Origin of the sequence: Acinetobacter sp. AOR01_HL, assembly GCF_027855455.1 — a bacterium.
GTDB lineage: Bacteria > Pseudomonadota > Gammaproteobacteria > Pseudomonadales > Moraxellaceae > Acinetobacter > Acinetobacter baumannii.
The window spans coordinates 1-13,338 of sequence record NZ_JAKTIM010000021.1 but is presented as its reverse complement, the minus strand read 5'-3'; the positions used below and the strand labels follow the sequence as shown (position 1 = coordinate 13,338).

The following is a 13,338-nucleotide window of genomic DNA, read 5'->3' as shown; positions in this document are numbered from 1 at the left end:
AGCATGAATATCTCATATGTGTCATGAGTAGTTTTCAGCATAGCTCCACTATACAAAAATTTTTGTCAGCACATACAAATCTTTTATTTTTCAACAAAAAAGCCCTTAGCGGGCTTTTACTTAATTTTTCATATACTTGCTTTCAATTTATTGCGTTTGCGCACTTAAACCGTCAGTAGATAGATTCTGTTCCGCTATTTTTTCATCAATCGCAAACTGAATATCAGACAGTTTTGCATTTGCTGCATCTATGCCTGCCTTCATGGTTGCTTCACGACCTTTTACATCAAAAATATGTGCTTTTTCTCTTAAATCCGGTTGAATTACTACATCTGCATATTGAAGTTCTTCGGCAGCCAAACGTCCTTGCATAATATTAATATTCTGGTTAAAGAGTCCCCATACATTTGAGGTTTCCGTATAAATGGGTTGAGCCAGAATATCGACAGCAATAATGACATCGGCTCCTAAATCACGGGCTACTTCAACAGGTACCGGACTGACTAAACCGCCATCTACATATTCAGATTTACCAATTTTAGTCGGTACAAACATGCTTGGTATTGAGGCTGATGCTCTCACGGCCTGTCCCGTATTGCCATAATTAAATACGGTTTTGGTGCCATGCTTGAGCTCTGTTGCCACTACATACATCGGAATTTTCATTTTTTCGAGCGGCAAGTTATTTACTTGCTGGTTTACATAGTCTTCAACTTTTTTGCCGTCAAAGAAACCTTTTAAACCAATACTGATGTCACGAACATCAGCCGCTTTCATTTTCAATGCAGTATCGCGCAGTTCATCAGGCGTTTTTCCACTCGCATAAATTGCTCCGACAATACTTCCTGCACTGGTTCCAACAATGAAATCAGGACGGATACCATGCTGTTCTAAAACTTCAATAACACCAATATGTGCATAACCTCGTGCACCACCACTACCTAGTACTAATGCGACTACTGGTTTCTTATGTTGCTTCTTAAGCTGTGCAAAAGGCTGATCGACGAAACGTGAGTATGCCTCTGCCGTTTGCGGTTTTAAGGCAGATAAGTGTGAGGTGGTTTGGCACCCGGCCAACACCATAGAAAGTCCGAGAACCCACAATTTAAGCTGTTTCATGGCCCATCTTTGCACTATGACGTTAATTTTCGAATTGCAATTTTAGTTGCTCGTTTTGTGAAATGCTGTAGTGAATTTATTTAATTTGTCATGTTTAATTTTTATACTCAAGTATTTTTATTATGCCGAAAAAAAGCCCCTTATTTCTAAGAGGCTTTTCTTACAAAATTACCAAATATCTGAATCGACTTTTTTCTTCAACTCTGGATATTTATTAATTTTAAATACAGGTTCTTTAATACCTTGCTTCAATTGCGCTCGGTAATCTTTCAACAAAGTACGAGCCATTGGTGTTAAAAGTAAAATTGCGACCAAGTTAATGGTAGCCATAATACCCATAAACAAGTCTGCCATTGACCATACTAATGGCACACTACCAATTGCACCGAAATACACCATCACCAATACAAAAATACGGAAGATGAACATGACTTTCGGGTTGTTATTAATGAACTGTACGTTACTTTCTGCATAAGCATAGTTACCTAATACAGCTGAGTAACAGAACAAGAATAATAGAACAGCTAAGAAGTCAGCTCCCCAGTGCCCCACTTGAGTCTCTAGCGCACGTTGGGTTAATTCAACACCGACGAAACCAGCATCTTGGTAAACGCCAGAAACTAAAATGATGATTGCAGTACTTGTACATACAATGAATGTATCTACGAATACGCCAAGCATTTGTACCAAACCTTGGTTTACAGGATGTTTTACATCAGACGCAGCCGCCGCATTTGGTGCAGAACCCATACCCGCTTCGTTTGAGAACAAACCGCGCTTAATCCCTTGCATCATTGCCATTGACACGGCAGCACCGAAGAAACCACCTGCCGCAGCATTAAAGTGGAAAGCTTCAGTCACAATCAGTTTTAAAACATCAGGTAAAATCGCATAGTTGCTTAATGCAATATATAACGCTACAGAGAGATAAAGACCTGCTTTTAAAGGAACAAACATCTCTGCGAATTTAGCGATACGTTTAATACCACCAAAGATTGCTAATGCAACCATCACAACAAGAGCAAGACCAACCCAAGAAATTTCTAAATCAACACCACCTAAATGCGCAATTAGGTTAGCTTTATCCCAACCCCAAGCATGTGAAGATGCATTAGCAATTGCATTGATTTGAACTGAGTTAAATACAAAACCATAAGTAAAGATCAATGCTAACGCGAAGATCACACCAAAAGTTTTACTACGTAAACCTTGAGTAATATAGTAGGCTGGACCACCGCGGAATTGCTTGCTATTACTGTCTCTCACCTTAAAAAGTTGAGCAAGAGTAGATTCAATAAAAGCAGAGCTCATACCAAGTACAGCGGTTACCCACATCCAGAACACGGCGCCTGGGCCACCAATTGCGATCGCAATTGCCACACCAGCAATGTTACCCACCCCAACACGGCTCGCAAGACCTGTTACAAACGCTTGGAAAGGTGTAAGGCCATGCTCATCTTCGCCTTCTGTACGGCTGCTTTTCATAACACGAATACTTTGCAAGAACATGCGAATTTGCACTGCTCCTGTTAAGACCGTATAAAAAATACCGACGGCCAGCAAGAAAATAACCAGAAAATCCCATAAAGGTTCATTAAAAAATTGTACCCACGACATCAGTGTGGCATTGAGTTGTTCATTCATACTCGGTCCGCTTACGTTCTTGCTAATGTGCTATTAGCACAAGCCAAAATACTGCAATAAACAAAAAAGCCCCTAAAAATAGGGACTTCTTCAGTACATTTAAGGAAAAACTTTTAATGTCACTTGAATAGCAATTACCGTCACAAGTTTAAGCAACATCATGCCCAGCACTAAGCCTTTGAAGGTTACATGAGAGAAAGCACCCTTCAGATAAAATAAATTCATCGCACCACTGAACATATTCCCATTTGGGTGAACAGAATGCATCGACTCGGCTACAAACTTGGAAACTAACAAATGACCACCGCTAAATCAGCTCGTTTAATGATTCCCATCAATTAATCGAGTTATAAAAACTGGATTTAAGCCAATAAGCATATTTACATATACTTTTGGGCGAATGTCTAAACTGGATTTAAATTTCAAAGACTGTAACAAGCCATCGTCATAACACGACTATCTGTGCCCTTTTCTTTTTCATTAAAGAAGAGTGCATTGAGATCTGTACCAAGCTGTTGTATTTCTTGTGGCTCAGTAGTTGCGTGAGTTACGTTCATTTTCATGGTTGCAATGGTAATCGCCAATCCTTGTTTCATGAACTGCTTGTTGATGAGCGGTAAACTCATGTAAAGCTCCTTATACCTCGTGTATTTCTCCATTTCTGCACAAAATCCTTTCTGTAAAAGTATTTTATTTGCAGCCACTACTTTTTTCCTAACGTGAGTATGGAGAAATCATACCTGCGTAAAAAAGTCGGTATTATGCAGAAATTTAAAATTTTGTGTATGTTTTTCATTAAAAGTTTATGCAACTTAAGATTATTTTTTATACAAAAACATCTGTTTTGTACTGTTTTTAAACATATTATACCTTTTTTCTAATTGAGCGATTTTTACTCAACCCTTATTTTGGTTTTAATTGAATGACTATCAAAGTCACACCACTTTACCATTTTAAGCCTAAAGTGGCATATTCGAACTATCATTGAGCAGACATCATGTCTTACCCAAGTCATTAATCATATATATAAGGATATCTGTTTTCTAATATTTTTTGCTTATAAATACAGCAATTTCAGCAGATGAAATTGCATCTCAAAAAGTATTAAATATTGAGGAAAAAGATCAGGAGTACTCATGAATTTGGAACAAGTCCGCCTTGTTGATGAAGCAATTACCTCTCGACATTCTGTCCGTGCTTTTTTAAGCACTCCCATTGAGCCAGAAGTCATTAAAGATATATTAAGAGTCGCAAGTCGAGCACCTTCCGGTACCAACACTCAACCATGGAAAGTTTATGTAGTCACAGGTCATAAACGTGATGAAATGGTAGAGCGTGTTTGTGCAGCACAGATTGAGGTTTCCAAAAATCCCGAACTTGCAGAGCAATATAAAGAAACTTTTGCATATTACCCTGAAAAATGGGTCTCTCCTTTTATTGACCGCCGCCGTGAAAATGGTTGGGGACTCTATGGTTTGTTAGATATCAAAAAAGGTGAAAAAGAAAAAATGGCTGCTCAGCAGTTACGTAACTTCAAACTGTTTGATGCTCCAGTCGGAATTTTCTTTACAGTCAATAAAGCAATGGGAATTGGTTCCAAAATGGATATCGCTATGATGATTCAAAATGTCATGGTCGCTGCCAAGGCTCGGGGATTAGACACCTGCCCTCAAGCAGCTTGGAACCATTTTCATCCCCTAGTGTTAGATATTTTAGGCGCAGCAGATGATGAAGAGTTGGTATGTGCAATTGCACTAGGTCATGCCGACCCTGAACATATTGTGAATACCTTTATTACACCTAGAGAGCCTGTTGAGAATTTTGCAGTTTTTCTTGATTAAAGATGCAAGCCAATCACTCTCTTAAAATCAAGAGAGTGATTGGCTTTTTGCTTGACGAATCGCTTTTAAAACAACAATAAAACCACTTAATGTAAATAACACCATCATCACTCCCATATTGAGTGATGCAGACCAAATAAGGAAGTTAAGCAGTACTCCACCCAATAAACCGCAAGCAAATTGCATACTGCCCATAATTGCACTGGCTGTTCCTGCACGAGCACCTTGCTTTGACATGGCTAGAGCCATAGCATTTGGTCCAGTTAAACCAATTCCTGAAATTGCTAAGAACAGTCCTAACATTACTAGCCATAAAGGTGCTGCAGAAATTAAACCAGCAATCAACACAATGCTTGCACCTGTCACTTGTACCATTGAACCTGCTTTTAAGCGCTTAGTGATTTCAACACGTGTGGTTAAGTGCTTATTTAAAGATGACATTAACATAATGCCAAAAGCATTGAGCCCGAATACATAAGCAAACTCTTGCTGATTTAAGCCATATTGGTCCATAAAAACGGCTGGAGCTGAACTGATATAACAGAATAATGCTGCACCTGTTAAACATCCTGCAAACATAGGTAAACGGAAGCTTGCATCTTTGAAAATAGCACCATATAAGGTAGCCACTTGATATAGAGATAACTTGAGCCTCTTATCCATTGCCAAAGTTTCTTTAAAAAAGAAATGTACACATAGCCAACAGATTGCCCCTACAATTGAAAGCGCAATAAAAATCGCTTGCCACGGAAACCAGATTAATATCCAGGCCCCTATCATCGGTGCCAAAATAGGTGCTAAGCCCATTACGATCATCATGCTTGAAAAAGCTTGTGCCGAGCCTTGTACATCTAATCTATCGCGTATAGCAGCACGAGCCATAACCACCCCCACACAACCACCTAAGGCTTGTAAAATACGGGCAGCAATTAGGCTCCATTCATTTGTAGCGAGCACGCAGAACAAGCTTGCAACCGCATAAAGCGCAAGCCCAAAATAAAGAGGCTTTTTTCGACCAATACGGTCGCTTAAAGGTCCATATACCAGTTGTCCAATGGCTAAACCAAAAAAATAAGCTGGCAATGTGTTTGCTACCATTTGCGTACTCACCCCAAAATCATGGGCCATTTGAGGCAACGCAGGTAAGTACATATCAATGGATAATGGCCCTAAAGCCGTGAGTAAAGCGAGCAACATAATCCAGCCAATAGAATATTGACGCTGGGCTGTTTGTTCAGACATAACGATATTTCATTTTTCAATCATTTGCATACAGACAAGCTTACACTGTCTATCGTATGATTTGTGCAACATTGGTGTAGAAATACGCAAATCCTTTATCACTCAGGTTGATCAGCAAGGACTTCATTTGAAATCTTGGTTTAAACGCCTAAAAAGAGCGACTTATAACACATCATTTATGTATAACGTGCGGATGCTGATTGCCTTTTCAGGAACTGCGTTCGTGCCTTATTTTCTAGGACATCAATTAGCAACAATTCCCCTCACTTTAGGTGTGGTCGCAGCTGGTTTAAGTGATATTGATGATCGCTTTTCAGTGCGAATCATGAATTTGATTTACACCTATATTGGTTTCTTCATTACCGCAGCTTCCGTACAATTACTTTTCCCTTATCCAATGCTTTTTGCGCTAGGGCTGATTGCCTCTTGTATTGGCTGGATTTTACTCGGGTCATTAGGTCGCCGTTACGCAACAATTTCTTATGGATGTCTGGTTGTTTCAGTTTATACCATGTTGGGAGTTCATTTATTTGACCAGTGGTATATTCAGCCAGCTCTTTTGGTTGCGGGAGCAGCATGGTACGGGCTTATTGCAACCATTAGCTTTTTATTATTTCCGGTTCGCCAGCTCCAAGATAAACTTGCGGCCTCTTATGCCTCATTAGGCGACTTTCTATTTGCCAAATCTAATTTGTTTGATGTCGATATGACGCCTGCGAGTTATCAGCAAAGCATGATTGATCTTTCATTAGAAAATGGCAAATTAATAACGATTTTTAATGATCTTAAAACCGCCCTTTTAACCCGTTTAAAGGGTGACCGTGGACAAAAAGGTACTCGCCGTAGCCTACATTATTATTTTGTCGCACAAGATATTCATGAACGTGCAGACTCTGCCCATATCGACTATCAAAAGTTAGCTAAAATTTTCCAGCACAGTGATATTTTATTTAGGTTTCAGCGCATTTTGGCAATTCAGGGTAAAGCTTGCCAAGAGCTAAATGAATGTATTTTACAGCGTAAACCCTATATCCATAACAAACGCTTTAAGCAGAGTTTTGAGAACTTACGCTTATCTTTAGTAAAGTTAAGAAATGATCAGCAGTATGACTTATTGTGGGTAAATGCTCTTTTTGCCTTATACCGCAACTTAAAGTCTATTGACTCACAATTACTCAACTTAGAAACGGAACAGCATATTCAGTCTGACAAAGTAAAGCAGGCTGAAAATCAACTTAAAGATGATGATCTAAAAGGTTGGAATGATATTGTTGTTCGAATAAAACAAAATCTAACACCTGAATCTGTACTATTCCGTCATGCCATTCGTGTTTCGATTGTTCTTTTTATTGGATATGTATTTATTCAAATGACTCATATCGAATATGGCTACTGGATTATGTTAACTGCTTTATTTGTTAGCCAACCTAACTTTAACGCAACAAAACGTCGCTTACGTTTACGTATTGTGGGTACATTAGTCGGAATTATTGTCGGCCTTAGCATAGTATTTTTAGTACCTTCTGTGGAAGGGCAATTAGTCATGCTAATTTTGAGTGGCGTACTGTTTTTCGAGTTACGTAGTAAGCAATATGCTCAAGCAACCGCTTTTATTACCATTTTGGCATTAATTAACTTTAATCTGGACGGTTCGGCAGTCGCTGCGGCTATTCCTAGATTTGTTGATACCCTAATTGGTTGTGCTTTAGCATGGTTTGGCGTGACCTTTATTTGGCCTGACTGGAAATTCCGTCGCCTACCACGCAGTATTCGACGCTCCTTACAAGCACAATGTAATTATTTAGCTGAAGTGGTAAAACAATATCATGAAGGACATAATCATGCCCTCAATTACCGTATTGTCCGCCGAGCAGCACATAATACCGATGCAGAAGTCGCTTCGCTTATTTCTACCTTAGCAACAGAGCCGGACTTCGACCCTACTCGTAAGTCCGATATATTTGAATTTTTATGCCTCAATCATACATTTTTAAGTTATATCGCAGCACTTGGAGCACATCGAGAAAAGATTCAGGATCAAGCGGTTCTTAACGTATTAGATCAAGCATTAGATGATATACAAGGTGCTCTGTTAAGAGATGAAATGCCTGATCTTACGGCACAAAATATGCTACAGACGATACGTCAGCGCTTAAGCCAAAATGATGAAGATGACCAAAAATCGCTCATTATTTTACAGCAATTATCGCTGATGCTCAGTGTATTAAATCGATTTAGTATGTTAAAACAACGGCTAAGTCATGATCTGGATAATGATGCTAGCGAACTTGCATCATTATAAATTTGAGTCAGAATTTAGTATGAAATTGGCATAATATCCTTTCCTGACTTATGCCAATTAATGCTAAACTTAAAACAGTTTACAATTTGTTATTTGCACTATGACCGCGAAAACTTTATATGCTTATACGCTTCAGCCTGTTCCTTACGAGGTATCAGAAGCTGAGCAACGTAATGCACAACTTCTTATCTGGCGCAGCACCAATAAAATCAGCACAAAAATCTGGGCGATTATGGGCGTAATTTTAGCCCTTGCGATTTTAGGTCTTATCTTTATCAAAAACTACTCTACAGTGATTTGCTGGGTTGCTATTGTCTGTGTAGTACTTTATTACCTAGGCCGCAAATATGGTTTGGAATGGTACGTTAAGCGTAAGATGAATGAGTTTCCTGTGCAGGAAATCAAAGGTATTCGCTTAGGTGTACAACCTCACGGTATCGTAATGCGCCAGCAAATGGGCTTACAAGAAGGCGTTGGAACTATCGGATGGAAAAATATCTATGAATGGTACAACACCCCTGACTTTATTTTAGTTAACTTTAAAGTAAAAGATCCTAAAGGTCAGGAACAACAAGGTGCATATATATTGCCTAAACGTATGGACTCTAAAAACTTTTCTTTCAATACAATTCGTAAGCATTTGAAAGAAAGTGTAGGTGAACCGAAAACTTTATAATTTCACCTCTTTAAAAAGCCTCCTTTACAGGAGGTTTTTTATTATGCTAAAAATAAATGATAATGAAAATTAATATTATCTCCAAAATCCATATTATCTACTCAATCTTCGGCTATACTTCGTTACAAGATCTCCATCATATTTACATTATTCGACCATGTTTAAAAAGTTTTTATTTCAAATTCATTGGTTTCTGGGTATTAGTGCTGGCCTCATCTTATCCATTATGGGTGTTACAGGCGCAATTTATTCTTATGATCAGCAAATTTTAAAATGGGTAAATACAGATAGTTATGTTGTGCAAGCACAAAGCTCACCTAAGCTTACCCCTGCTCAGCTTTACCAGCATTTCACAACAATCCAGCCTGAAATTAAAATTAATAGCATTACAATTGCCAAAGATCCTACCGCCTCATCTGTAGTAAACATTGAAAAAGAAGGCGAACGACGCGGCTACAATATGATGGTTAACCCTTATACAGCTCAGGTATTACCAGAGGTACAAGGTCGTAAGCTACTTTTATTAATACAACAAATTCACCGAAACTTAACTGCTGGTGAGTTCGGTAAACAAATTACCGGTGCTTGTGCCCTAATGCTTATATATTTTGTTTTGAGCGGATTATATTTACGCTGGCCGAAAAAGCACTCTGCACGTCAATGGCTTGCTGTCAAACCCAAACTTAAAGGTCGAAATTTTATTTGGGATTTACATGCTGTTGTAGGTACATGGGTTATTGTTTTTTATCTTCTTTTTGCATGTACAGGTCTATATTGGTCATATGACTGGTGGCGTAGTGGTATGTTCAAAGTATTAGGTGTAGAACAACCTAAAATGCAAGGCCATGGTGGATCTGGGCGAAATAAAGATCAATTGCCTAAAATTCAACTAGATAATGCTCAACTGATTACCGCACTCAACCAAACTTGGAGTGGTTTTAATAATCAGATTGGACGTGATTATTCGACTTTAACAGTTAACTTACCTAAAAAAGATGATGGAAAAATTGAATTAAGTTTTGTAGATGCAACGCCACAACACGAACGTGCACGTAATCAAGCTGTCTATAACTATAAAACTGCCAATATTGAAAAAATGGAGCTTTATGAAGATAAAAAGCTTAATCAAAAAATTATGAGCAGTATGTTACCTGTGCACCGAGGTAGTTTCTTCGGACCAGTTTATCAATTTGTGGCGATGCTTGCTTCTTTAGCCATGCCATTATTCTTTGTTACCGGATGGATGCTTTACCTTAAACGCCGTAAGCAGAAAAAACTTACTCAAGCGGCTCGCCAGTCTTTAGCAGGCCATTATATCGATCAAAATGCTAAGCCTTGGTTAATCACTTATGCCACCCAAACTGGAGTTGCGGAACAACTCGCGTGGAGTACTGCAACGAGCTTACAAGAGGCGCATCAACCAGTTCAGGTTAAATCTGTACAACAACTAACCGAAGTTGATTTACAGCAACATGAACAAATATTATTTGTGATTAGCACCTATGGTACTGGAGAAGCACCTGACTTAGCTTCTAATTTTGCTAAAAAGTTATTAAAAACTAATTTAAAACTTCAACATATCAAATATGCAGTATTAGCTTTAGGTTCTAAGGAATATCCGGATACTTATTGTAGTTTTGGCCACACAGTAGATGAATGGCTTAAAAACAATGGTGCCAAAGCCCTCTTCGATATTATAGAAGTAGATAATGCAAATCCGGCAGATATTCAAAACTGGAATCAGGCGCTTGTAAAAGCAACCAAACTAGATTTGCATGCTGTTAATATCGAAAAAGTGTTTGATAATTGGACATTACAACAACGTGATTTACTCAATCCAAATAGTCTAGGTCAGCCTGCCTACAATATTGAACTCACTGCCAGTCATGAAGCTGTATGGCAAGCTGGGGACATTGCTGAAATACAACCAGGTAACAGCCCTGAACGTATTAATAAGTTTTTACAGCATCATCACATTCTTAAAAATACAGTGGTAGACTCGCTACAGGTTTCTATTGAAAAGGCACTTTGGAATAAAGATTTAACTGGTGAAATTGAACCGTTTGCCAATCTGGACCATTTACTAGAACAACTTCCTACCCTACCAACGCGAGAATATTCCATTGCTAGCATCCCTTCTCAGCAAGTATTACGTCTAGTTGTTCGTCAACAATATGATGAGTCTGGTGATTTAGGTTTAGGATCAGGTTGGCTGACTCAACATACAGAAATTAATCAAAATGTTGCACTGCGTATCCGTACCAATGAGTCTTTTCATTTGATTGATGATAATCGTCCGATTATTTGTATTGGTAATGGAACGGGAATCGCGGGTTTAATGAGTTTACTTCATACACGAACTCGCCATAACTATACTGAAAACTGGCTAATTTTCGGTGAACGCCAACGTGCTCATGATTTCTTCTATGCATCAACCATTGAAGCTTGGCAAACGATGGGAATGTTAAAACGACTTGATCTTGCATTCTCACGTGATCAAGAACAACGTGTTTATGTTCAAGATATCATCCGACAAAATACAGCAGAGTTAGTCAACTGGATTGAACGTGGTGCAGTACTCTATGTATGCGGCAGTATTGATGGAATGGCAAGTGGAGTAGATCAAGCACTTATTCATATTTTAGGCGAAGAACAAGTCGATGAGTTAAGACAACAAGGCCGTTATCGCCGTGATGTTTATTAAATATCAATAAATAACAAAGCCGAGTAATAGCCAAAATGCTTTACTCGGCTTTTTATTACAATCAGCATTGAATTTGGAATGATTTTGCATACACTGTCTGCAATTTAAATTGCAGCTTTAAACACAATGCAAGTCAGTAAGTGGATTCGGATTTTCTTAGCAGTCATTGGTTCAATTTTATTTTTGGACGGCTTATTTCTAGCTTTTCTAAATAAAATTCATGTAGGCACACTTGTTCCTTTAGTTTTAGGAGCATTCTTCTGTCTTTATGCATTATTTTATTATCATTTAGAACGGTTTTTCTTCTATCACTATCGGCTTCATACTCTTTGGCGTTTTGGGTGGTTGTGTTTCTGGATTTGGTTAATTGGCTTAGGCTATTTTTTTAATTTTATTAAAGAAAATAAAGACGCAAGTCAAAATCTTCCCGCAGTTAAAGCAATTATTGTTTTAGGTAGTGGCGTCGAAAATGGACAGCCTTCAGCTATTCTTGCAAAGCGTCTTGACACAGCAGCTCCAGTTGCCCTTTCACAACCGCAAGCAAAGGTTATTTTAACAGGAGGTTTGGACTTTTCAGAAAAAGAACCTGAAGCATTAGTCATGTCACGCTACTTGAAACAACATTTTCATATAACAAAAGATCGAATGATCCTTGAAGACAAAAGCACAAGTACAGAACTTAATCTTAAAAATAGTAAACCTTTACTTGAACAAGCTCATATTAATGTTAATCAACCTATTGCAATTGTTACAAGTGACTTCCATACACCACGAGCTGCAGCTATTGCAAAGAAACAAGGCTATACACAGGTTTATATGGTCGCTGCAGAAACACCTTTAATTACTCGCTACAACGCTTGGCTACGTGAATATTTTGCGTACGCTAGTGGTTGGCTTCTAAACGAGTATTAATCTTGGTTTACAAAGCTGCTATTGCTTTCCAGCATGGCAGCTTTAGTTAAACCCGCTAGTAATAATAATTTAAAGTAATAAAATCTGAACTCAAAAATTAAGTATGGAAAATAAAGGATTAACTAAAAAAAGATAAAATAGATAGATAAAAAATAGGAAGAGCAGAAACGCAAAAAACACCAAATAAATTAGTGTATTTAATTTTTTAAATTTTAAAAAATTATGGTGGGCGCTGACGGGATCGAACCGCCGACATTCTGCTTGTAAGGCAGACGCTCTACCAACTGAGCTAAGCGCCCTGATTGAAAAAGACAACAATCGCAGTCTTTATACATTACATCCTCTAGATCAGGGAATCAAGAGAATGGCGCAGCGGACGGGGCTCGAACCCGCGACCCCCGGCGTGACAGGCCGGTATTCTAACCAACTGAACTACCGCTGCACTTGCAATACTTTAAAAATAAAGTATGGTCACAAATTATGGTGGGCGCTGACGGGATCGAACCGCCGACATTCTGCTTGTAAGGCAGACGCTCTACCAACTGAGCTAAGCGCCCTGCAAAAGCGTTTTATAAAAGTGGCGCAGCGGACGGGGCTCGAACCCGCGACCCCCGGCGTGACAGGCCGGTATTCTAACCAACTGAACTACCGCTGCACTTTCACAATATCGCAATTGTGGGGTAAACGATGTTAAGTCTTAAGTGGCGCAGCGGACGGGGCTCGAACCCGCGACCCCCGGCGTGACAGGCCGGTATTCTAACCAACTGAACTACCGCTGCACTTGAGATCTTAACGTAAAGGCTTGGTGGGCGCTGACGGGATCGAACCGCCGACATTCTGCTTGTAAGGCAGACGCTCTACCAACTGAGCTAAGCGCCCTTAACGTCTTCATCGTTTG

10 protein-coding genes and 6 tRNA genes are annotated in these 13,338 nt (G+C 39.0%); 5 read left to right on the top strand and 11 right to left on the bottom strand.

Going from position 1 to position 13,338, the window contains the following annotated elements; translation table 11 throughout:
* Positions 1 to 147: 147 nt before the first annotated feature.
* The 4 genes from MKL62_RS07570 to MKL62_RS07555 form a co-directional block, all read right to left on the bottom strand.
* A complete protein-coding gene (locus MKL62_RS07570; RefSeq protein WP_000811534.1) occupies positions 148 to 1,119 on the bottom strand; it encodes a patatin-like phospholipase family protein in 972 nt (323 codons plus the stop codon).
* Between the two features lie 168 nt (positions 1,120 to 1,287).
* A complete protein-coding gene (locus MKL62_RS07565; RefSeq protein WP_001005337.1) occupies positions 1,288 to 2,763 on the bottom strand; it encodes an alanine/glycine:cation symporter family protein in 1,476 nt (491 codons plus the stop codon).
* A 99-nt stretch (positions 2,764 to 2,862) separates the two neighbouring features.
* Positions 2,863 to 3,003 carry a hypothetical protein gene (locus MKL62_RS07560; RefSeq protein WP_000490937.1) on the bottom strand — a complete coding sequence of 47 codons (141 nt, stop codon included), beginning with the start codon at positions 3,001 to 3,003 and terminating at the stop codon, positions 2,863 to 2,865.
* A 182-nt stretch (positions 3,004 to 3,185) separates the two neighbouring features.
* Positions 3,186 to 3,389: a hypothetical protein gene (locus MKL62_RS07555; RefSeq protein WP_002010643.1), complete on the bottom strand. Its 204-nt coding sequence runs from the start codon at positions 3,387 to 3,389 to the stop codon at positions 3,186 to 3,188.
* Between the two features lie 510 nt (positions 3,390 to 3,899).
* Between MKL62_RS07555 and MKL62_RS07550 the strand changes: the two genes are divergently transcribed.
* Positions 3,900 to 4,604, top strand: a complete 705-nt coding sequence (locus MKL62_RS07550) for a nitroreductase (RefSeq protein WP_001047593.1) — start codon at positions 3,900 to 3,902, stop codon at positions 4,602 to 4,604.
* 27 nt (positions 4,605 to 4,631) lie between these two features.
* Here MKL62_RS07550 and MKL62_RS07545 read toward each other — a convergent pair whose 3' ends face one another.
* Positions 4,632 to 5,846 carry a multidrug effflux MFS transporter gene (locus tag MKL62_RS07545; protein WP_000003698.1) on the bottom strand — a complete coding sequence of 405 codons (1,215 nt, stop codon included), beginning with the start codon at positions 5,844 to 5,846 and terminating at the stop codon, positions 4,632 to 4,634.
* Between the two features lie 127 nt (positions 5,847 to 5,973).
* Between MKL62_RS07545 and yccS the strand changes: the two genes are divergently transcribed.
* From yccS to MKL62_RS07525, 4 genes are all read left to right on the top strand, one after another.
* Complete coding sequence (yccS, locus tag MKL62_RS07540; RefSeq protein ID WP_002016809.1) at positions 5,974 to 8,148, top strand: YccS family putative transporter; 2,175 nt, start codon at positions 5,974 to 5,976, stop codon at positions 8,146 to 8,148.
* Positions 8,149 to 8,248: 100 nt separating this feature from the next.
* A complete protein-coding gene (locus tag MKL62_RS07535) occupies positions 8,249 to 8,824 on the top strand; it encodes an SdpI family protein (RefSeq protein WP_000125649.1) in 576 nt (191 codons plus the stop codon).
* A 157-nt stretch (positions 8,825 to 8,981) separates the two neighbouring features.
* Positions 8,982 to 11,528 (top strand): PepSY domain-containing protein, encoded by a 2,547-nt coding sequence (locus MKL62_RS07530; RefSeq protein ID WP_030423619.1) that lies wholly within the window; start codon positions 8,982 to 8,984, stop codon positions 11,526 to 11,528.
* 126 nt (positions 11,529 to 11,654) lie between these two features.
* Positions 11,655 to 12,440 carry a YdcF family protein gene (locus MKL62_RS07525; RefSeq protein WP_001198165.1) on the top strand — a complete coding sequence of 262 codons (786 nt, stop codon included), beginning with the start codon at positions 11,655 to 11,657 and terminating at the stop codon, positions 12,438 to 12,440.
* A 223-nt stretch (positions 12,441 to 12,663) separates the two neighbouring features.
* Here the strand turns inward: MKL62_RS07525 and MKL62_RS07520 are convergent.
* From MKL62_RS07520 to MKL62_RS07495, 6 genes are all read right to left on the bottom strand, one after another.
* Positions 12,664 to 12,739, bottom strand: a tRNA-Val gene (locus MKL62_RS07520).
* 66 nt (positions 12,740 to 12,805) lie between these two features.
* Positions 12,806 to 12,882: transfer RNA gene (locus tag MKL62_RS07515), tRNA-Asp, on the bottom strand.
* A gap of 39 nt (positions 12,883 to 12,921) precedes the next feature.
* Positions 12,922 to 12,997: transfer RNA gene (locus tag MKL62_RS07510), tRNA-Val, on the bottom strand.
* Between the two features lie 21 nt (positions 12,998 to 13,018).
* Positions 13,019 to 13,095 (bottom strand) — tRNA-Asp (locus MKL62_RS07505).
* A 47-nt stretch (positions 13,096 to 13,142) separates the two neighbouring features.
* A tRNA-Asp gene (locus MKL62_RS07500) sits at positions 13,143 to 13,219 on the bottom strand.
* Positions 13,220 to 13,243: 24 nt separating this feature from the next.
* A tRNA-Val gene (locus MKL62_RS07495) sits at positions 13,244 to 13,319 on the bottom strand.
* Positions 13,320 to 13,338: the final 19 nt, after the last annotated feature.

What these genes read in the sequence shown, in the direction of transcription:
- MKL62_RS07560 (WP_000490937.1), bottom strand. Translation starts at nt 3,003, where the DNA reads ATGTTCAGTGGTGCGATGAATTTATTTTATCTGAAGGGTGCTTTCTCT.
- MKL62_RS07545 (WP_000003698.1), bottom strand. Translation starts at nt 5,846, where the DNA reads ATGTCTGAACAAACAGCCCAGCGTCAATATTCTATTGGCTGGATTATG.
- MKL62_RS07570 (WP_000811534.1), bottom strand. Translation starts at nt 1,119, where the DNA reads ATGAAACAGCTTAAATTGTGGGTTCTCGGACTTTCTATGGTGTTGGCC.
- MKL62_RS07530 (WP_030423619.1), top strand. Translation starts at nt 8,982, where the DNA reads ATGTTTAAAAAGTTTTTATTTCAAATTCATTGGTTTCTGGGTATTAGT.
- MKL62_RS07565 (WP_001005337.1), bottom strand. Translation starts at nt 2,763, where the DNA reads ATGAATGAACAACTCAATGCCACACTGATGTCGTGGGTACAATTTTTT.
- MKL62_RS07525 (WP_001198165.1), top strand. Translation starts at nt 11,655, where the DNA reads ATGCAAGTCAGTAAGTGGATTCGGATTTTCTTAGCAGTCATTGGTTCA.
- MKL62_RS07550 (WP_001047593.1), top strand. Translation starts at nt 3,900, where the DNA reads ATGAATTTGGAACAAGTCCGCCTTGTTGATGAAGCAATTACCTCTCGA.
- MKL62_RS07535 (WP_000125649.1), top strand. Translation starts at nt 8,249, where the DNA reads ATGACCGCGAAAACTTTATATGCTTATACGCTTCAGCCTGTTCCTTAC.
- MKL62_RS07555 (WP_002010643.1), bottom strand. Translation starts at nt 3,389, where the DNA reads ATGAGTTTACCGCTCATCAACAAGCAGTTCATGAAACAAGGATTGGCG.